The following is an 18,387-nucleotide window of genomic DNA, read 5'->3' as shown; positions in this document are numbered from 1 at the left end:
TCAAGCTCCCTTTGGGCCTTTCGACCAATCATTCACCACATCGAAAAATGCGTCGATCATGGAAAGATCCTTGACGCCCGGCGCACTTTCCACACCGGACGATAAATCTAGTCCGCTTGCCCTGGTCTCCGCCAGCGCCTCGGCGACATTGTCCTTGTTCAATCCCCCGGAAAGCATGTAATCCACACTTGCGTCAAGTGATCGCAGGATGGTCCAGTCGAAGGAGACGCCGTTGCCGCCCGGAAGCTCGGAACCGGCGGGCGCTTTGGCATCCAGCAGAAAACGGTCGGCTATTCCAATATAAGGGTCGATTTTGGCAAGATCAGCGGCATCGCGAATGGAAATCGCCTTCATGACAGGCAGGCCATATAGCGCCTTGATGTTCAGCAGCCGTTCCGGGCTTTCATTGCCATGCAGCTGGAGGATGTCCGGTTTGACGAGATCGACGATTTCATCGAGATAATCATTGTCGGCATTGACGGTGACGGCAACCACCTTGGCGGCGCCACGGGCACCTTCCGCCAGCCTTCCGGCAATATCGGGCTCGATGTTGCGCGGGCTCTTTTCAAAGAAAATAAAACCGACATGGGACGCACCACGCCTGACGGCGCGCTCCAGCGCTTCCGGTGTCTTCAATCCGCAAATCTTGATATCCGGTTTCATACCCGCGACCTGACATGAAATGCGACAAGAGTCGAGCCAAATCGCATCCATTCCTGACGGAATGTTTCACGTGAATCCAGATGGCGATCCGCGCCGCAGGTTTCAATCGAAATCGATGGCGTGGAGTCTGGAACCATGGCGTTTCAGCCAGCTCTTGGCTTCTTCCGTGTGCGGGCAGAGCTTTTCGCATAGTGCCCAGAATTTCGGGCCGTGGTTCATTTCGCTCAGATGCGCGACCTCATGGGCGGCGAGATAGTCGATAACCTTTTCGGGGGCCATGACGATGCGCCATGAGAAGCTCAAGTTTCCATCATGGGAACAGGAGCCCCAGCGGCTGCGCGTATCCTTCATGCTGATGGAGCGCACCGGCCGGCCGGCGGTACGCGCATGAGCAGCCACAAGCCGTTCCAGATCCGCCTTCGCTTCCTTTTTCAGAAATGTCGCTATCCGTCGTCTCAGATGTTCCGGCGCGCCGCTGACCTTCAGAATAGCCATCCCATCGGCGTCTTTCGTGACATGTGTCAGCCCTCGCAGGCTGCCAGTATGGTCAATACGGTGAGATATGCCACGAATATCGATGGTCGCACCCGGACGCAAACCGTCGTCGGGGCTGAATTTCACAAGCTTGCCTTCCAGCCAGCCCTGGTGCCTTTCGAGAAAGTCATCCACCTGGCGGTGATGCAAGCCCATCGGGATCGTCAGCTTCAGTGCCCGGCCGCCTGGTTCGATGCGCAGCGTAATGCGCGTGGCGCGCGGATTTTCCCTGACCGTAATCGGCACCTGCCTGCCCGCCACCGCAACGGTGCGCTGGCTGGGCAGCGCCTTCTTTGGGGCCGGTGATTTCAGGGATTTTCTGAGGAGCGAAAACATGAACTCTTCATAACCGATTCGACCGTCGGTTGGCCATGCAAATGCGCGGCATGGCCCGCCGTCTGCCCTTAAGCTGTCTGGTGTTTACGGATAAAATCCAGCATGCGCGGCACGATTTCCTTGCGGAAGCGCGAACCGTTGAAGACGCCGTAGTGCCCGACATCCGGCTGCATGTAATGGGCGCGTTTGTCTTCAGGGATGTTCCGGCAGAGATCATGCGCCGCCTTTGTCTGGCCGACGCCGGAAATATCGTCATTCTCGCCTTCCACCGTAAACAATGCGACTTTGCGAATGGCCGCAGGATCGACCGCCCTGCCCCGGTGCAACATGTTCCCTTTCGGAAGCGCATGGTCGATAAAAACCGTTTCCACCGTCTGCAGATAGAACTCCGCCGTCAGATCCATGACGGCCAGATATTCATCGTAAAATTCGCGGTGTTTTTCGGCGGAATCGCCGTCATTCTTGACGAGGTTGAGGTAAAAATCCTTATGCGCCGTCATATGCTTGTCGAGGTTCATCGACATGAAGCCGGAGAGTTGCAGGAAGCCCGGGTAGACATTGCGGCCAAAAGCCGGCTGCGGCCACGGCACCTGCATGACGACATTGTCGCGGAACCATTCAATGGGTTTCGCCTTGGCAAGACCGTTGACGGCAGTGGGGTTGATGCGCGTGTCAATCGGACCGCCCATGAGCGTCATGGATGCCGGCGCGAATTTATCGCCATCGGCCTCCATCAGCGAAACGGCGGCCAGCACCGGCACGGATGGCTGACAGACGGCGACCACATGCGTGCCCGGCCCGATCGCGCGCAGCATTTCGATGACATAGCTGATGTAATCGTCGAGATCGAAGGTGCCCTCACTCACCGGCACCGTACGCGCATCGGCCCAATCGGTGATGTAGATATCCGCCGAAGGCAGCAGGGCTTCCACCGTCCCGCGTAACAGGGTGGCATAGTGGCCGGACATCGGCGCCACCAGCAGCACCTTCGGATCGGACTGGCGGGCTGGATCGAGTTCCTTCTTGAAATGAAGCAGATTGCAGAACGGACGTGACCAGACGGTCTCTTCGACAACATTGACGGTCTGGCCATCGACGATCGTACTGCCGAGAGCGAATTCCGGTTTTGCGTAACGGCGCGTCATGCGCTCAAAGACCTCAAAACCGGCATCGAGGCTTCTTCCGAAAGCCGTGCTGGAAAGCGGATTGAGCGGATTGTTGCAGGCCTGGCGCATCATGTCGGCGCCGGCGCGAAGCGGCGCCATGGCCGCATGGTTCATTTCATAGAGGTGGTAGAACACTGATGACGCCTCCCTCGCGATCAAGCTCTTTTTTCAACCATAGCAGCTTTTCGCAGGTGCACAAAACCGAAGGCGCCGGCGGTTTCCCGCCGACGCCTCACTTTCCGTTGAACGCCGTGGCGATCAGATATCGGCGACGAAGGTCTGCTTCTGGGAACCGAGGCCTTCGATACCGAGTTCCACGACATCGCCAGCCTTCAGGTAACGCGGCGGCTTCAGACCCATGCCTACACCGGGAGGAGTGCCGGTGGAAATGACATCGCCGGGATGCAGCGACATGAACTGGCTGAGATAGGAAACGACATGGGCGACGCCGTAGACCATGGTCTTGCTGGAGCCGTCCTGCATGGTCTGGCCGTTGACCTTCAGCCACATGCCGAGATTCTGCGGATCGGCGATTTCATCCTTCGTCACCAACCAGGGGCCGATGGGGCCGAAGGTGTCGCAGGACTTGCCCTTGGTCCACTGGCCGGCACGCTCGGTCTGGAAGGCGCGTTCGGACACATCATGCGAAACGCAATAACCGGCGACATAGTCGAGAGCATCGGCTTCCGAGACGTATTTGGCGGTCTTGCCGATGACGACGCCGAGCTCGACTTCCCAGTCGGTCTTCTCAGAACCGCGCGGAATGGTGACGTTGTCATTCGGGCCGACGATGGCCGAGGTCGCCTTCATGAAAATGACCGGTTCCGGCGGTACGGTGGCACCCGTTTCGGCGGCGTGGTCGGAAAAGTTGAGGCCGATGCAGATGAATTTTCCCGTTCCGGCAACGCAGGCGCCGATGCGCTCTTCGTTCAGTACCGGAAGTGTGCCGAGATCGATCGCGGCGATCTTCTTGAGGCCCTCGGGAGAAATGGCTTCGCCGCCAATGTCTTTGACATGGGCGGACAGATCGCGGACTTTTCCTTCCGCATCGAGGATTGCAGGTTTTTCCTGGCCGGGCTGGCCGACACGCATCAATTTCATGGAACTCTCTCCCGGTTGTCAGACAAGGTGATGCATATATGAACGATGCATTCATACTTGTCACCCCTTGACTACGCCAAGTTTCGAAAAATACCTTTTCCTTCCCGTCAATCAAAAGGACATGGCCCGTGACGAACAGCAATTCCCGGCAATCCGAATATCCCGTCGATCCTCTTTTCCTCGATCGCTGGTCTCCGCGCGCCTTCGATGGCCATGCCATGCCGTCCCAGCATTTGCTGACCATTCTGGATGCCGCGCACTGGGCGCCTTCCGCCTCCAACTATCAGCCATGGCGGTTTGTCTATGCGCACAAGGATAGCGAAGACTGGCCGCTCTTCGTGGAACTGCTGATGGAGGGAAACCAGCGCTGGGCAAAAAACGCCTCTGTGCTGCTGTTTGTCATTTCCCGCGACTACAACATCTCGCGCGACGGTGAGAAAAAACCATCCTCGACCCATTCCTTCGATGCGGGGGCTGCCTGGTTTTCGCTTGCCATGCAAGCTCACCTGCTCGGTTATCACGCCCATGGCATGGCTGGCATATTGAAGGACAAAATCGTTGAAAAACTGAACATCCCGGAAGGCTACAAGGTCGAGGCCGGGGTCGCCATCGGCACGCTGACCGACAAGTCCGTTCTCCCTGACGATCTGGCGGAACGGGAAGTGCCGAGCAAGCGTCTGCCCTTGGCGGATGTGGCCTTCGAAGGGCGCTTCACCGGCAAAGCCGACTGATTTCCGCTCATCCGGCAAAACAAAAAGGCCCGGCGGAAATTGACCGCCGGGCCTTTTGTTAAATTTTCGTTTCACGTGAATCGTTACGCGAAACACCCCACAGGATTAAATGTCGAGGTTGGCGACGCTCAGCGCATTTTCCTGAATGAAGTCGCGGCGCGGTTCCACCTCGTCGCCCATCAGCCGGGCGAACAGGCCGTCGGCGTCCGTCGCGTCACTCACCCTTACCTGCAGCAGGGAGCGAACATTGGCGTCGAGCGTGGTTTCCCACAGCTGCTCGGCATTCATTTCGCCGAGGCCCTTATAGCGCTGCATGGAAAGACCCTTGCGGCCGGCGGCGAAAATCGCATCCAGAAGCGCGCGTGGACCGGCCAGTTCCATGGTGCCGTCCTTGCGTTGCAGGACCGGCGGCGTAGCGTAGATATCACGCGTGCGGGCTGCGAGCTGATCGATATGGCGGGCATCGGCCGAACCGAGCAGTCCCATATCCAGCGTCGAGACTTCCTTGACGCCGCGCACCATGCGCTCGAAGCGCAAGCCGCCATCCTGCAGCACCGTGCCGGACCAGCCACGTTCAGTTTCTTCCGCGATCATATCGAGACGCCGCGCCACTTCGGCAACGGTTTCCTCGGCGCGGGCAGCATCGGCCGAAAGCTCGGGGTTCAGCGCGCCGGCAATGGCAGCCTGTTCCACGATCGAGCGGCTGTAACGCGAATGCAGCCCATCGATCAGCGAGCGCATGCGCACCGCATCCAGAATGACTTCGCGAAGATCGGCGCCGATACGCACTTCGCCAGAACCGAGCGTCAGCGACGCTTCCTCGATACCCATGGAGATCAGGTACTCTTCCAGCGCCTTTTCATCCTTGAGGTACTGCACGGATTTGCCACGCGTGACCTTATAAAGCGGCGGCTGGGCGATATAGAGATGGCCGCGCTCGATCAGCTCCGGCATCTGGCGGAAGAAGAAGGTCAGAAGCAGGGTACGGATATGGGCGCCGTCGACGTCAGCATCCGTCATGATGATGATCTTGTGGTAACGCAGCTTGTCGGCGTTGAACTCGTCCTTGCCGATGGAGGTGCCGAGCGCGGTAATCAGCGTGCCGATTTCCTGGCTGGACAACATCTTGTCGAAACGGGCGCGCTCGACGTTCAGGATCTTGCCACGCAGCGGCAGGATCGCCTGGGTTTCGCGCGAGCGGCCCTGCTTGGCCGAACCGCCAGCGGAGTCACCCTCGACGAGGAAGAGTTCGGATTTCGCCGGATCGCGCTCCGAGCAGTCGGCAAGCTTGCCGGGCAGAGAGGCGATATCGAGTGCACCCTTGCGGCGCGTCAGTTCGCGCGCCTTGCGGGCGGCTTCGCGGGCAACCGCCGCTTCCACAACCTTGCCGACGAGGATTCTCGCGTCGGACGGATGTTCTTCCAGCCAGGTGGAGAGCGCTTCGTTGACGAGGCTTTCCACGACCGGACGCACTTCGGACGAAACGAGCTTGTCTTTCGTCTGCGAGGAAAACTTGGGGTCCGGCACTTTGACGGAAAGAATGGCCGTCAGACCTTCACGGCAGTCCTCACCCTGCAGGCTCACCTTTTCCTTTTTCAGGATGCCCGAGGTTTCGGCATAGGAGGTCACCTGACGGGTCAGCGCCGCGCGGAAACCGGCCATATGGGTGCCGCCGTCGCGCTGGGGAATGTTGTTGGTGAAGCAGAGCACGTTTTCATGGTAGCTGTCGTTCCACCACAGCGCGACCTCGACGGTGATACCGTCCTTTTCGCCCTTGATGGCGACTGGCTTGTCCACCAGCGGCTTCTTGGCACGGTCGAGATAACGAACGAAGGCTTCGAGACCGCCATCATACAGCAGCTCTTCCTGCTTGATGTCCGAATGGCGCTTGTCGGTGAGCAGGATGCGCACGCCGGAATTCAGGAATGCGAGTTCGCGCAGGCGATGCTCCAGCGTTTCGTAATCATAGTCCGTCATGGTGAAGGTCTGCGGGCTCGCGAGGAAGGTCACTTCCGTGCCAGAGCGGCCTTCATATTCGCCAATGACAGAAAGCGGCGCATCGGCAACGCCATGCGTAAAGCCGATTTCGTGCAGCTTGCCGTTGCGGCGGATTCTGAGCTTCAGCCAGACGGAGAGCGCATTGACCACCGACACGCCCACGCCATGCAGGCCGCCCGAGACCTTATAGGAATTCTGGTCGAACTTACCGCCCGCATGCAGCTGGGTCATGATGACTTCGGCGGCGGAAACGCCTTCGGAAGAATGGATGTCGGTCGGAATGCCGCGTCCGTTGTCCGTCACCGTCACCGAGCCGTCGGCATTCAGGGTCACCGTCACTAGATCGGCATGACCGGCGAGCGCCTCGTCGATGGCGTTGTCGACGACTTCATAGACCATGTGGTGCAGGCCGGAACCGTCATCGGTATCGCCGATATACATGCCGGGCCGTTTGCGCACGGCATCAAGGCCCTTGAGGACCTTGATCGAATCGGCTCCATATTCCGCGTTCGCGCCGACTTCGCTTGACGATGTTTCGGTCATAAATACTCTTTCCAAAGTTTTCTCGGGCCAGGTTTCCAGTGAGAGGGCCTGAAGCCAGCGAATCACTCAAATCCGACATGCGACTATAGAAATTCTACACCCAATCCCAAAGGCCGCATGCTTCAGGATGCTGCATAAAGCAGGGGATAGAGGGGTTTCAATCGCAAGAACGGCTTTTTTGCAGCACGGCTGACAGTTCCTCTACCACACTCGGCGGCAGCTTGCGAATATCCCGTGCCAGCCGGTTGGCGAAAGCCGTATATTGCGGCGGCAGACCGATGGTGTCGATCACCACTTTCGGGTCGGATGAGCCGGCCAGAAAGAACAATTCCTCCGCCTCATCCCAGATGATGTTGAAATATCCGGCGATGCGCTGGAGGAGATCGAAACTCGGCTTGCCGCGCTTGCCATGCTCCAGCGCCGAAAGATAGGCCGGCGATACGCCGATTGCGGCGGCCATTTCCTTCTGCGTCACGCCCTTGCGCTCGCGAAGCTGCCGCACGGCCTCCGCAAAAGGCGTCATGATTTTTCACCCCGCCGACGCGCCAGCCGCACATAAAGTGCACCGTCGCCGCCGTGATTGGCGGATGCATCCTCATAGGATGAGATCAGGTGGCGATATTCCGGCTTGGAAAACCACATGGGCACCGCCCTTTTCAACGCGCCGTCGCTGCCGATGGAACGGCCCTTGCCTGTTATGACGAGCACGTGTCTCAGACCGCGTTCATGCGCACGCAGCAGAAAATCAAGCAGCACCGCATGGGCTTCGCTCTGGAACATGCCATGCAGATCGATCCGCCCTTCCAGCGGCAGCCGGCCACGGGTGAGCTTGCGTTTGACCGGTTTTTCCATCGGCTGATGAATCTTCGGCTTCTTGTCCGGAGCAGGTGGCGACGGCTCGGCCGGCTCCGCAAGCATTCGCGGAAAAGCGCCTTTGCCAGTCTGCGGAACATCGGGTTCCACCGGAGGTTCCTCTATGTCGTCGAAGGCCAGCAGGTCTTCCAGCCTGCCGGAGATCGGCCGCGTGGTTTTTGCGACCTTTCCCCACAGAATGCGCTCTTCCTTGCCGAGCTTGCGACTGCTCTTCATCGCCGATACCTCTGCGCAGCCACCTGCGGTATCAGTATATAAAAATCGGCCTCATTGCGCACCGTACCGGCCAGCTCTCCCGCTTCAAAACCGGAGCCGGTGAAAATATCGCCACGCGCCGGGCCAACGATGGCCGAGCCGGTATCGAGCGCCAGCATCAGCCGCGCAAAATATTTTCCGTCATCGAGATGGGTAAGCGACGGCGCATGGATGAAGAAGGGAAGCCCGAAAGTGTGGAGGAGCCTGTCCACCGCAAGCGCTCGCCCGGCGACCAACGGAACCTTCGCAGCCGCAATCGGCCCCATATCCTGATCGGCGACATCCGCCTCCCGGAAAAAAATATAGGACCTGTTATGCCATAGCACCCCATCCACCTCGTCCGGATGGTCAGCGAGCCATTTGCGGATCGTTTGCATCGACACGGTTTTCGGATCGAGTTCCCCGCGGTCGAGCAGCAGACGGCCAATCGGTGAAAAAGCGTGCCCGGCCTTGGCCGCATAGGTGATGCGCTTTACCGCGCCATCGCGAAACACCAGACGCGCCGCACCCTGCACATGAACGAAAAACAGGTCGACCTTCGATTTTGCCCAGGCAATCTCAAGGCCCCTGCCCTCCAGATACCCTTCATCGATCGCCTGGCGGTCTGGAAAATGGGAAATACCGTTTTCATCCTCCCTGCCGAAAGCATAGGACGTATCGAAGCCGGCGGGCCGATTGGCATCGTCGATGTCCACGAGCTCTGGCGGTCGGCGGTAAATCGGATAACGCCAGATGTCGTCGGGCTCGGACGACACTTCCAGTTCGGGTTCGTAAAAAGCGGTTACGAAACCGCTTTTTCCCTGAGCTGGAGAAATCCTGAAAGGCACACAATTGGTTTCAAAAAACCGGCGCGCCTGTTCCGGGCTGCTTGTCTGGTTTTTCTCTGCGCTTTCCAGAAGCGAGACCAGTTCCGCCGCCGTGACCCCGAGCGCGCCGGTCCTGTAGGGTTTTGCATTCCGAAGATGCGACAGGATTGTCGCCATCGCCGGAAAAAGCTTGCCCGGATCGTCTTGCCGCCATCCGGGCAGGTCGCTGAAAGAAACTTCTTCGATCGAAAAGGGCGCGGTCATTGCTCGGATTCGGTAGCGATCAGCTTCCAGTTCGGATCGCGCGAGCGGATATCGCGCGAGAAGGTCCAGATGTCGTCCACCTCCGCAACCGCATCCGGATCGCCATCCACCAGCTTGCCATCCTTGTCATAGGTCGCCGAAATCAGCTGGCTGACGATCCTCAGCGTGATCTGCACTTCGGAATCACGCACACTGGCCTGCGTGATATCTGCCTTCTCGATACCCACGAAGGTGGACTTCACCACCTCGCCACGACCTTCCCTCTCGGAAATGGCCGCCTCGAAACCATCGAAAACCTCCTTCGACAGAAGGTTCTTGAGCGTCTTGCGGTCGCCATCTGCAAAGCCCATGACAATCATTTCATAGGCCATGCGGGCGCCGTTCAGGAATTCCTTCGGCCCGAAGGACGGGTCCCTGGTCATCACCTCACGCAGCGACGCATTGAGCGGCGTATCGACGGGCGCAAGCGCATCCGCCTCGGCAAAACGGTTTTCGTCGTCACCCTCGCTGCGCCTCGGCAGGGTCACGACCTTGTTATCGTCTGCAACGGGACCCTTTGCCACATCTCGCGGGCTATAGGGGTCGAATGGCGGCTTCTCGTTGCCCGTGCGGCGACCGAGGACACTGCGCAGCTGAAAGAAGATCAGCACCGCTGCAACGAGAAAAAACAATGTGATAAAGTCGCTAAAGCCCATCTTTTACCAAAACCGCCATTTAAATTCGAAAACCACACCATCATATAGTCTGCATCTTATCATCATTCAAATGTGCAGATTCAATCATCGGTGTCCCGGGAACCGGCAATCTGCCAGAGATGCACACGCAAGGCTAGAAGATGCGTTTTTCCTTTCTCCCCATCGTCATCCTGATGATGCCCATCCTCGAAATTGCCGGTTTCATCATCGTCGGCAAGGCGATCGGTTTATGGCTGACATTGGCGCTTGTCCTGTTCACCTCGTTTCTGGGGTTGCTCATCCTGCGGCTGGGCGGCATCGGCATGGTAAGAAACCTTCAGGATGCGGGCCGCACCGGCGCGCAGCCGGCGGATGAGCTGGTGAATGGCGCCATGCGCGTCGTTGCCGGGATTCTGCTTTTCATTCCCGGTTTCATTACCGACATTCTCGGCCTTCTGCTTCTCTCGCCCACCGTGCGGCGCTTTTTCTGGAAAGCCTTCGGGCCGCGCGTCGTCGTTGCGGGTTCCTTTCGGCAATCCGGCCAGCAATCCGGTCCTCAGCCCGGTGATTTTTCCGGCTTTCGGAATGATCCGGGACATGCGCGCAATTCGAAGGTAGTGGATCTCGACGAGGAGGAGTTTCATCGCGAAGAGCCAAAGGGTTCCCCAAGGTCGCGCAAACCGGACGATCGCGATCTGCCCAAACCCTGATCCCGGGCGGAATGGATCGCGATGACCCGATCACGAAGGGTTGTAAGCCCCCGGTCGAAATGATAGACCGCCTTCCACGAATTCACGCCGTGAGGAAATGTAATGACCGCTGAAAATGGTGCACAGGGCGCAGTAAGTCCTTCCCTCAACATTCTTGCCCAGTACATCAAGGATCTTTCCTTCGAAAATCCGGGTGCTCCTCGCTCGCTTCAGGCCCGTGACAATGCGCCGTCGATCAACATCAATGTCAACGTCAATGCAAACCCGATCTCGGGTTCGGATTTCGATGTTGTCCTGACGCTGAACGCGGAAGCCAAGGATGGCGACAAGGTGCTGTTCGCAGCCGAGCTGGTTTATGGCGGCGTGTTCCGCATCGCCGGCTTCCCGCAGGAACATATGCTGCCGGTGCTGTTCATCGAATGCCCGCGCCTGCTGTTCCCCTTCGCGCGCCAGATCATTGCGGACGTTACCCGCAACGGCGGTTTCCCGCCGCTGATGATCGATCCGATCGATTTCGCGCAGATGTTCGCCCAGCGCGTTGCCGAAGAACAGGCAAAGGCCAAGGTTCAGGCCGTACCGAACTAAGTGATGCGGCTCTGCGCTGCAGAATTCAGACAAAACAAAACCCGGGTTCATGCCCGGGTTTTTCTTTGACGGCATTCACCGTTTCCGGTGCCTGGACAGGCATCAATTCTGGTAACGGTTCCAGATCGCCTTATCGCCCATGCCGAGGACGAGTTTGCCATGGGCCGCGACCGTTTCCGCATCCAGCCTCGAGGGCAAAGCCCGCGGCCTTTGCAGCGGCTCAAGCGGCACGTCCTCCTCGACGATGATGGTTTCCTGCTTGGCGGCGGAACCGAAACCGAGCGCCGTCTGGCGCCCACCGATCATTTCAATATAAACTTCGGCGAGCAGTTCGGAGTCGAGAAGAGCGCCGTGCTTGGTACGGTGGGAATTGTCGATGCCGTAACGCCGGCAAAGTGCGTCCAGCGAGTTCGGTCCCATGGGGTGCTTGCGACGGGCGAGCGAAAGCGTATCCGTCACCAGATCGGCGGCGACCGGTTCAATACCGAGACGGGCGAATTCCGCATTGATGAAGCCCATGTCAAATGTTGCATTATGCGCCACCCAGCGCGCGCCCTCGAAGAAGTCACGAATCTGGTCGACGACCTCGGCGAATTTGGGTTTATCCTTCAGAAACTCGTCGGTAATCCCGTGAACGGCAAGTGCGTCGGGGTGAACCTTGCGATCTTCCGGGCTGATATAAAGATGCAGCGTGCGGCCGGTGGGAAAGTGGTTGATCAGCTCGATGCCGCCGATTTCAATCACGCGGTCCAGCTTCGATTCAAGGCCCGTGGTTTCCGTATCGAAAATGATCTCACGCATTCATCTCTCCGCGGCGCGACTCAGCGGCCAGTTTCTGCAGAATCTCTCTTACCTGATCCCGTGCCGCTTCGACACCATTTCCGGAATCGACGATAAAATCGGCACGGCGGCGCTTTTCCGCGTCGGGCATCTGCCGGGCGAGGATCATTTCGAATTTCTCTTCCGTCATTCCCGGTCGGGACAGAACCCGCTCTCGCTGAATCTCCGGCGCGCAGCTGACGACAACGACTTTATCGACGCGGCTTTCCGCCCCAGTTTCGAACAGCAGCGGAATGTCGAGGAGGGCAAATTGCCGATCCTCTTTCCTTGCCTGCTCCAGAAAAGCCTCCTGCCTTCCGCGCACCAGCGGATGCACGATCTCTTCCAGTCTGCTAAAATTAGCCGGATTCTGCCGCAAGACCTCACCGAGTTTCTGCCTGTCCACCGTGCCGGAAACGGTTGTGCCCGGAAAGGCGGCCTCGATCAGCGGAACGGCTTCCGCCCGGTAAAGTCCGTGCACGACCTCATCCGAATCGAGAACCGGAACCCCCTCCCCGGCAAACAACTTCGCCGTCGTCGTTTTTCCCATTCCTATCGAGCCGGTGAGACCGATGACGATCATCAATGTTTCTCCATGTCCTCGATGATGAGAGAACGCAGGGCCTCATCGACCTCCGGCATTTTGCCGAACCATCGCTTGAAACCGGGTTTTGCCTGATGGAGCAGCATACCGAGTCCGTCGACGGTTGCGATGTCCTGCTCTTCCGCCATTTTCAGGATCGGGGTTTTCAACGGCACATAGACGATATCGGTTACGACGGCCTGATCTGCCAGCGGCGAGAAATCGATATGTGGTGCTTCCGTTCCATCCATGCCGAGCGACGTCGTATTCACGAAAAGCCCGGCACCCTGCATGACCTCATGAAGCGCTGCCTGGGGATGGGCAAAAACCCGCGGCCCAAAACGGTCGGTCAGTTCGCGCGCCCGTTCGACGGTACGGTTGAGAACATGGATTTCGGCGATACCGCGATCACGCAGCGACTGAATGACCGCACGACTTGCGCCGCCGGCACCTAGAACCACTGCTCGCTCGGTCCTGTCCCAGCCCGGATGCCGCTCATCGAGATTGGAGACGAAACCATAACCATCCGTATTGGTGGCGTGAAGCTCGCCCTCCTCCATCCAGACAGTGTTGGCGGCGCCGAGTTCTTCCGCCAGAGCATCTGGTCTGTCTGCCAGCCGGTAGGCCGCTTCCTTGTGGGGAATGGTGACATTGCCGCCAACGGCCGTGCCTGGCCTACCCTGCTTCAGCGTTGCAATGAAATTCGCGAAATCGTCCGGAGAGATTTCCACCGCCTTATAGGAACCGGCAATGCCGAATTTCTTCAGCCAATAGGAATGGATAATAGGCGATCGCGAATGCTTGATCGGATAGCCGACAACGAAGGCGTTTATGGTTAATGTTTCACGTGAATCAGCCATCGATGACATCCATGTCGCGCAGTTTCGATAAAAGCGGCAGAAGCGGCAGGCCGAGAATCGTGAAATAATCGCCCTCGATAGAGGTGAATAGCTGGATTCCCTCTCCTTCGAGCTGATACGCGCCGACGCTGCTCAAGGCCTTTTCTCCCACCCGTTGCAGGTGGCGGGAGACAAATTCGGCGCTCAAAGTCCGAACGGTCAACTCGGCGCTGGAAACGATCTGCCACACCACCTCGCCATGTCGGACGAGAACGGCAGCACTGTTCAGGCGATGGACCTTGCCGGACAATGACAGCAGATGCGCCTCGGCCTCCGCCATGGTTTTCGGCTTGTGATAGACGCGGGCGCCGAGCGCCATGGTCTGGTCGCAGCCGAGAACCAGTGCTTCCGGATAAAGCGCGCCGACCGCAAGAGCCTTGGCCCTGGCGAGTTCCAGCGCAACCTCTTCCGGACTGGCACCGTCTCGTTCCAGCTGTTCATCGAGCGCACGCTCGTCAATATCCGCCGGGATGGCCGAAAATGTCAGCCCTGCATTGCGCATCAGCATCTGGCGGGATGCGCTGGACGAGGCGAGGATCAATTCTTGTTGCATCGACTGTCTGCTCCGAATGGTGCGATTCGGATTATCGTGTCCTCGAACGAAGGGCAAGGATCGCCGCCGCCGTTTCCTCGATGGAGCGGCGCGTGACATCGATCAGCGGCCAATTGTTGCGGGCGCAGAGCGCTCGTGCATATTTTAGCTCTTCCATGATGGTGGCCCGATCCGTGTAGCGGCCGCTGTCAAATCCGCCCGTCGCGCCGAGTTCCCGGTTTTCACGCACCTGCGATATGCGGTCCGATGTCGCAACCAGCCCGACGATCAGCGGCCGCGTGGCCGCATAGAGGCTGTCGGGCAAAGGCACATTGGGAACGACCGGTATATTGGCGGTCTTTATTCCCCTGTTGGCGAGATAGATGCTGGTCGGTGTTTTTGAGGTGCGGCTGATGCCGATGATGACGATATCAGCCTCATCATAGGTTTCGGGCATTTGCCCATCGTCATGATCCATGGCGAAATTGAGCGCCTCGATCCGGGCGAAATAATCCGCATTCAAGGCATGTTGCGCTCCCACCCGCCGTCTGGACGGCGCACCTAAATAGGTCTGGAAGATGCCGATGATGGGTTCAAGGACATTCACGCAGGGCACGCCAATCGCATGGCACCGCAGATCCAGAAACTCCGCCAGCTGCTGATCGACGATCGTATAGAGAACGATGCCCGGTTCCTTGTCTATGAGATCGACGACCTGCGCGAGCTGCTTCTGGTTTCGAATCATCGGATAGACATGTTCCACCGGCATGGAGGCGTGGAACTGGGCCGAAACGGCTCGACCGGCCGACATCAGAGTCTCTCCCGTTGAGTCCGAAATCAGGTGCAGATGGAAGAAGCTTTTTTTGTTCTCCACGCTGTTTTTCTCCCGCTGTTGATAAACCGGGACAAATCTCCGAATTGTCCTGCGGGTCGAACCGCGACGTGAATAAAGTGGTGTTTTTCCACAATCCGCAAGTGGCTTCAATCGCCTCCGACGTGCTTGTGAATTGTTGGAAGAATGCGAAACCGTTCAAAATTTTCCCCAGATTATCCACAATCGTCCTGTTTTTCTGAGGCGTCATAAATAACTGAAATTATTTATAAAATTTCTATTTTCCGGGTTATTCTAAAACAAGCGGATCGATAACATCCGCAGGCACGCTTGAAACTTCGTCGCTGCGGCATTTCGACTGGAATGATTTTAATCCTTGCTACCCACAGACTCTAAGAAATAGAAAATCTTTTAAATCTCTTTGATTTTATTTTTTTAGAAGCTGGGTGCCATGAGCGAACGCAAGGTTATGACGGTGTTGAACGGGCAGACGGTCACACCGCCGCCCATATGGCTGATGCGACAGGCTGGGCGTTATCTTCCCGAGTACAGGGAAACGCGAAAGAGCGCCGGTAGTTTCCTCGATCTCTGTTATAATCCCGAACTGGCGACGGAGGTTACTCTCCAACCCATTCGCCGGTTCGGGCTCGATGCCGCCATTCTCTTTTCCGATATTCTGGTGATACCCGACGCGCTTCATCGCAACGTGTCTTTCAGCGAAGGAAAAGGTCCGGCCATGGACCCGATCGATGTCAGCGGTATCGAGAAGCTGGATGCCGCTAATGTCATGGCGCATCTTTCTCCCGTTTTTGAAACCGTTTCCCGTCTGCGCGCCTCTTTGCCCCATGAAACGACGCTTCTCGGTTTCTGCGGCGCGCCGTGGACGGTTGCGACCTATATGATCGCGGGACACGGAACGCCGGATCAGGCTCCGGCGCGGCTGTTCGGTTATCAGGAGCCGGTGGCCATGGAAAAGCTGCTGGCTTTCCTCGCCGATGTTTCCGCCGATTATCTGGTGGCGCAGATCGATGCAGGCGCGGATGCGGTTCAAATCTTCGATTCCTGGGCCGGCGTGCTCGGTGAGAAGGAATTTGAGGATTATGCGATAAAACCCGTTGCTCGCATTATCGCATCGGTGCGTACCCGTCGGCCTTCGGCAAAAATCATCGCCTTCGCCAAGGGGGCTGGTTATCTTCTCAAGGATTATCGTCGCAAGACGGGCGCCGACGCCATTGGGCTCGACTGGTCGGTGCCGCTGAGCTTTGCCAGGGACTTGCAGAAGGAAGGGCCCGTGCAGGGCAATCTCGACCCCATGCTGATGGTGGCGGGAGGCAGGGCGCTGCAGGATGGTATAGATGCCGTGCTGCAGGCTCTTGCACAGGGTCCGCTGATCTTCAATCTCGGCCATGGCATCACCCCGCAGGCTGACCCGGAAAACGTCACCCGGCTGGTGGAGCGGGTGCGTGCCGGCGGAGCCGGGGCATGAGCGGCGAAAAACAGACATCCACCCGTTCCGGAAACCGAGCGGCATTGCGCGCCGGCATTGCGCTGGGTGTCTTTGCTGCCTTCGTCGCCCTGTTATTCTATGCCGATCCGGCCGATCTCTATCTCTGGATCAAGGCGCTGCATATCATCGCCGTGATTTCCTGGATGGCGGCGATTTTTTACCTGCCGCGACTCTTCATCTACCACACCGATGCACCCGCCGGTTCGCAGCAGTCAGAAACCTTCAAGGTGATGGAGCAGCGGCTGATCAAGGTGATCATGAACCCGGCGATGATGATATCCTGGATATTGGGACTTTATCTCGCCTGGTCGGTTTATGGTTTTTCCGGCGGCTGGCTGCATGCCAAGATGGCGCTGGTGGTGCTTCTGACTGTGACCCATGTTTATTTCACGCGCAGTGCAAAACGTTTCGCGCGGGATGAAAACAAGCGGCCTGCCCGTCACTGGCGGTTGATGAACGAGGTTCCGACGGTGCTGATGATCCTCATCGTCATACTTGTGGTTGTGAAACCCTTCGGTTAAGACGGTGCGACGATAAATTTCGCGGAATTCGTGCTTTCCTCTTGCAGCGGCCGTGTTCAATCGCTATTTTCGGGCCACTCATCTTCGTGGCATGTGAATTATTCAGTCATCTGCGGTACCTCCCACAGCATCTGATTCGCGAACACGCCCTCCCCCGACATTACATTATCAAACGGTCTTCTCTTCATGGCTGAAATGAAGCTTCAGGAACTTAAGAGCAAATCGCCTACCGACTTGCTGACTTTTGCCGAATCCCTGGAAGTTGAAAATGCGAGCACCATGCGCAAGCAGGAGCTCATGTTCGCAATCCTCAAGGTTCTCGCGAGCCAGGACATCGAAATCATCGGCGAGGGCGTCGTTGAAGTCCTGCAGGACGGTTTCGGGTTCCTGCGATCCGCAAATGCAAACTATCTGCCCGGTCCGGACGATATCTATATCTCGCCGTCGCAGATCCGCCGCTTCTCGCTGAAGACAGGCGATACCGTTGAAGGCCCGATCCGCGGCCCCAAGGAAGGCGAACGTTATTTCGCGCTTCTCAAGGTCAATACGATCAATTTCGACGATCCGGAAAAGATTCGCCACAAGGTTCACTTCGACAATCTGACGCCGCTTTATCCCAATGAGCGCTTCAAGATGGAACTGGATGTTCCGACCTCGAAGGACCTGTCGTCGCGCGTGATCGATCTCGTCGCGCCGCTCGGCAAGGGTCAGCGCGGATTGATCGTGGCGCCGCCGCGCACCGGTAAGACCGTTCTGCTTCAAAACATCGCCCATTCCATCACGGCAAACCATCCGGAATGCTACCTGATCGTTCTCCTGATCGATGAGCGTCCGGAAGAAGTGACTGACATGCAGCGTTCCGTGAAGGGTGAGGTTGTGTCCTCTACCTTCGATGAACCGGCCGTCCGTCACGTGCAGGTCGCCGAAATGGTGATCGAAAAGGCCAAGCGCTTGGTCGAACATGGTCGTGACGTCGTCATCCTGCTCGATTCCATTACGCGCCTTGGCCGTGCCTACAACACGGTTGTTCCTTCCTCCGGCAAGGTTCTGACGGGTGGTGTGGACGCCAACGCCCTGCAGCGTCCGAAGCGTTTCTTCGGTGCCGCTCGTAACATCGAAGAAGGCGGTTCGCTGACCATTATCGCGACCGCGCTGATTGATACCGGCAGCCGTATGGATGAAGTCATCTTCGAAGAATTCAAGGGTACCGGTAACTCGGAGATCGTGCTCGACCGCAAGGTTGCCGACAAGCGCATCTTCCCGGCGCTGGATATTCTGAAATCCGGTACGCGTAAGGAAGACCTGTTGGTGCCGCGTCAGGATCTGCAGAAGATTTTCGTTCTTCGCCGTATTCTTGCGCCGATGGGTACGATGGACGCCATTGAGTTCCTGATCGACAAGCTGAAGCAGACCAAGAACAATTCGGATTTCTTCGAATCGATGAATACCTGATCC

The 18,387-nt window shown here is 57.8% G+C and carries 20 protein-coding genes; 6 read left to right on the top strand and 14 right to left on the bottom strand.

The window, feature by feature from the left end; translation table 11 throughout:
- The 4 genes from ACQZ5K_RS11730 to ACQZ5K_RS11715 form a co-directional block, all read right to left on the bottom strand.
- Entirely contained in the window at nucleotides 1-663 is a 663-nt protein-coding gene (locus ACQZ5K_RS11730; protein WP_425646617.1) for a phosphoribosylanthranilate isomerase, read from the bottom strand.
- Between the two features lie 102 nt (nucleotides 664-765).
- Nucleotides 766-1,533, bottom strand: coding sequence for a M48 family metallopeptidase (locus tag ACQZ5K_RS11725; protein WP_448740440.1), 768 nt, complete (start codon nucleotides 1,531-1,533; stop codon nucleotides 766-768).
- A 68-nt stretch (nucleotides 1,534-1,601) separates the two neighbouring features.
- Nucleotides 1,602-2,834 carry a polyhydroxyalkanoate depolymerase gene (locus tag ACQZ5K_RS11720; protein WP_448740439.1) on the bottom strand — a complete coding sequence of 411 codons (1,233 nt, stop codon included), beginning with the start codon at nucleotides 2,832-2,834 and terminating at the stop codon, nucleotides 1,602-1,604.
- Nucleotides 2,835-2,957: 123 nt separating this feature from the next.
- Nucleotides 2,958-3,800 carry a fumarylacetoacetate hydrolase family protein gene (locus ACQZ5K_RS11715; protein ID WP_003521165.1) on the bottom strand — a complete coding sequence of 281 codons (843 nt, stop codon included), beginning with the start codon at nucleotides 3,798-3,800 and terminating at the stop codon, nucleotides 2,958-2,960.
- A gap of 128 nt (nucleotides 3,801-3,928) precedes the next feature.
- Here ACQZ5K_RS11715 and ACQZ5K_RS11710 point away from each other — a divergent pair, with 128 nt between their 5' ends.
- Nucleotides 3,929-4,531 (top strand): nitroreductase family protein, encoded by a 603-nt coding sequence (locus ACQZ5K_RS11710; protein ID WP_448740438.1) that lies wholly within the window; start codon nucleotides 3,929-3,931, stop codon nucleotides 4,529-4,531.
- Nucleotides 4,532-4,636: 105 nt separating this feature from the next.
- Here the strand turns inward: ACQZ5K_RS11710 and gyrB are convergent, their stop codons facing one another.
- From gyrB to ACQZ5K_RS11685, 5 genes are all read right to left on the bottom strand, one after another.
- Nucleotides 4,637-7,072 carry a DNA topoisomerase (ATP-hydrolyzing) subunit B gene (gene gyrB, locus ACQZ5K_RS11705; protein ID WP_448740437.1) on the bottom strand — a complete coding sequence of 812 codons (2,436 nt, stop codon included), beginning with the start codon at nucleotides 7,070-7,072 and terminating at the stop codon, nucleotides 4,637-4,639.
- Between the two features lie 157 nt (nucleotides 7,073-7,229).
- Nucleotides 7,230-7,595, bottom strand: coding sequence for a helix-turn-helix domain-containing protein (locus tag ACQZ5K_RS11700; protein ID WP_003521160.1), 366 nt, complete (start codon nucleotides 7,593-7,595; stop codon nucleotides 7,230-7,232).
- Entirely contained in the window at nucleotides 7,592-8,161 is a 570-nt protein-coding gene (locus tag ACQZ5K_RS11695) for a Smr/MutS family protein (protein WP_003521159.1), read from the bottom strand. The genes ACQZ5K_RS11700 and ACQZ5K_RS11695 overlap by 4 nt, the downstream gene beginning before the upstream one ends.
- Complete coding sequence (mltA, locus tag ACQZ5K_RS11690) at nucleotides 8,158-9,270, bottom strand: murein transglycosylase A (RefSeq protein WP_448740436.1); 1,113 nt, start codon at nucleotides 9,268-9,270, stop codon at nucleotides 8,158-8,160. Before mltA ends, ACQZ5K_RS11695 begins: the two co-directional genes overlap by 4 nt.
- Nucleotides 9,267-9,965 (bottom strand): Tim44/TimA family putative adaptor protein, encoded by a 699-nt coding sequence (locus ACQZ5K_RS11685; RefSeq protein ID WP_003521156.1) that lies wholly within the window; start codon nucleotides 9,963-9,965, stop codon nucleotides 9,267-9,269. Before ACQZ5K_RS11685 ends, mltA begins: the two co-directional genes overlap by 4 nt.
- A gap of 140 nt (nucleotides 9,966-10,105) precedes the next feature.
- On the opposite strand from ACQZ5K_RS11685, the gene ACQZ5K_RS11680 reads away from it, so the two are divergent.
- Nucleotides 10,106-10,654, top strand: a complete 549-nt coding sequence (locus ACQZ5K_RS11680; protein ID WP_448740435.1) for an FxsA family protein — start codon at nucleotides 10,106-10,108, stop codon at nucleotides 10,652-10,654.
- A 102-nt stretch (nucleotides 10,655-10,756) separates the two neighbouring features.
- Nucleotides 10,757-11,239, top strand: coding sequence for a protein-export chaperone SecB (gene secB, locus ACQZ5K_RS11675; RefSeq protein ID WP_003521154.1), 483 nt, complete (start codon nucleotides 10,757-10,759; stop codon nucleotides 11,237-11,239).
- A gap of 102 nt (nucleotides 11,240-11,341) precedes the next feature.
- Here the strand turns inward: secB and dnaQ are convergent, their stop codons facing one another.
- Genes dnaQ through ACQZ5K_RS11650 form a run of 5 tightly spaced genes read right to left on the bottom strand, consistent with a single transcriptional unit; the run spans nucleotide 11,342 to nucleotide 14,946 of the window.
- Nucleotides 11,342-12,040, bottom strand: a complete 699-nt coding sequence (gene dnaQ / locus ACQZ5K_RS11670; protein ID WP_003521153.1) for a DNA polymerase III subunit epsilon — start codon at nucleotides 12,038-12,040, stop codon at nucleotides 11,342-11,344.
- Nucleotides 12,033-12,641, bottom strand: a complete 609-nt coding sequence (coaE, locus tag ACQZ5K_RS11665) for a dephospho-CoA kinase (protein ID WP_448740434.1) — start codon at nucleotides 12,639-12,641, stop codon at nucleotides 12,033-12,035. Before coaE ends, dnaQ begins: the two co-directional genes overlap by 8 nt.
- On the bottom strand, nucleotides 12,641-13,501 hold the full coding sequence (locus ACQZ5K_RS11660) for a shikimate dehydrogenase (protein WP_448740433.1): 861 nt from the start codon (nucleotides 13,499-13,501) through the stop codon (nucleotides 12,641-12,643). The genes coaE and ACQZ5K_RS11660 overlap by 1 nt, the downstream gene beginning before the upstream one ends.
- On the bottom strand, nucleotides 13,494-14,093 hold the full coding sequence (locus ACQZ5K_RS11655) for a Maf-like protein (protein ID WP_262534316.1): 600 nt from the start codon (nucleotides 14,091-14,093) through the stop codon (nucleotides 13,494-13,496). The genes ACQZ5K_RS11660 and ACQZ5K_RS11655 overlap by 8 nt, the downstream gene beginning before the upstream one ends.
- A gap of 31 nt (nucleotides 14,094-14,124) precedes the next feature.
- Complete coding sequence (locus ACQZ5K_RS11650) at nucleotides 14,125-14,946, bottom strand: pyruvate, water dikinase regulatory protein (protein WP_003521149.1); 822 nt, start codon at nucleotides 14,944-14,946, stop codon at nucleotides 14,125-14,127.
- Between the two features lie 409 nt (nucleotides 14,947-15,355).
- On the opposite strand from ACQZ5K_RS11650, the gene hemE reads away from it, so the two are divergent.
- From hemE to rho, 3 genes are all read left to right on the top strand, one after another.
- A complete protein-coding gene (hemE, locus tag ACQZ5K_RS11645) occupies nucleotides 15,356-16,390 on the top strand; it encodes a uroporphyrinogen decarboxylase (RefSeq protein ID WP_448740432.1) in 1,035 nt (344 codons plus the stop codon).
- Nucleotides 16,387-16,932: a protoporphyrinogen oxidase HemJ gene (gene hemJ / locus ACQZ5K_RS11640; protein ID WP_448740431.1), complete on the top strand. Its 546-nt coding sequence runs from the start codon at nucleotides 16,387-16,389 to the stop codon at nucleotides 16,930-16,932. Before hemE ends, hemJ begins: the two co-directional genes overlap by 4 nt.
- Nucleotides 16,933-17,118: 186 nt before the next feature.
- Nucleotides 17,119-18,384: a transcription termination factor Rho gene (gene rho / locus ACQZ5K_RS11635; RefSeq protein ID WP_004444236.1), complete on the top strand. Its 1,266-nt coding sequence runs from the start codon at nucleotides 17,119-17,121 to the stop codon at nucleotides 18,382-18,384.
- Nucleotides 18,385-18,387: the final 3 nt, after the last annotated feature.

It is taken from the genome of Agrobacterium sp. 22-226-1, from assembly GCF_053522345.1.
This window is presented reverse-complemented; position numbering and strand designations above follow the sequence as displayed.

Excerpts from the sequence above, each read along its gene's own strand:
- ACQZ5K_RS11730 (WP_425646617.1), bottom strand. The coding sequence starts at position 663 with ATGAAACCGGATATCAAGATTTGCGGATTGAAGACACCGGAAGCGCTG.
- ACQZ5K_RS11725 (WP_448740440.1), bottom strand. The coding sequence starts at position 1,533 with ATGTTTTCGCTCCTCAGAAAATCCCTGAAATCACCGGCCCCAAAGAAG.
- ACQZ5K_RS11715 (WP_003521165.1), bottom strand. The coding sequence starts at position 3,800 with ATGAAATTGATGCGTGTCGGCCAGCCCGGCCAGGAAAAACCTGCAATC.
- gyrB (WP_448740437.1), bottom strand. The coding sequence starts at position 7,072 with ATGACCGAAACATCGTCAAGCGAAGTCGGCGCGAACGCGGAATATGGA.
- ACQZ5K_RS11700 (WP_003521160.1), bottom strand. The coding sequence starts at position 7,595 with ATGACGCCTTTTGCGGAGGCCGTGCGGCAGCTTCGCGAGCGCAAGGGC.
- ACQZ5K_RS11695 (WP_003521159.1), bottom strand. The coding sequence starts at position 8,161 with ATGAAGAGCAGTCGCAAGCTCGGCAAGGAAGAGCGCATTCTGTGGGGA.
- mltA (WP_448740436.1), bottom strand. The coding sequence starts at position 9,270 with ATGACCGCGCCCTTTTCGATCGAAGAAGTTTCTTTCAGCGACCTGCCC.
- ACQZ5K_RS11685 (WP_003521156.1), bottom strand. The coding sequence starts at position 9,965 with ATGGGCTTTAGCGACTTTATCACATTGTTTTTTCTCGTTGCAGCGGTG.
- ACQZ5K_RS11680 (WP_448740435.1), top strand. The coding sequence starts at position 10,106 with ATGCGTTTTTCCTTTCTCCCCATCGTCATCCTGATGATGCCCATCCTC.
- secB (WP_003521154.1), top strand. The coding sequence starts at position 10,757 with ATGACCGCTGAAAATGGTGCACAGGGCGCAGTAAGTCCTTCCCTCAAC.
- dnaQ (WP_003521153.1), bottom strand. The coding sequence starts at position 12,040 with ATGCGTGAGATCATTTTCGATACGGAAACCACGGGCCTTGAATCGAAG.
- coaE (WP_448740434.1), bottom strand. The coding sequence starts at position 12,641 with ATGATCGTCATCGGTCTCACCGGCTCGATAGGAATGGGAAAAACGACG.
- ACQZ5K_RS11660 (WP_448740433.1), bottom strand. The coding sequence starts at position 13,501 with ATGGCTGATTCACGTGAAACATTAACCATAAACGCCTTCGTTGTCGGC.
- ACQZ5K_RS11655 (WP_262534316.1), bottom strand. The coding sequence starts at position 14,093 with ATGCAACAAGAATTGATCCTCGCCTCGTCCAGCGCATCCCGCCAGATG.
- hemE (WP_448740432.1), top strand. The coding sequence starts at position 15,356 with ATGAGCGAACGCAAGGTTATGACGGTGTTGAACGGGCAGACGGTCACA.
- hemJ (WP_448740431.1), top strand. The coding sequence starts at position 16,387 with ATGAGCGGCGAAAAACAGACATCCACCCGTTCCGGAAACCGAGCGGCA.
- rho (WP_004444236.1), top strand. The coding sequence starts at position 17,119 with ATGGCTGAAATGAAGCTTCAGGAACTTAAGAGCAAATCGCCTACCGAC.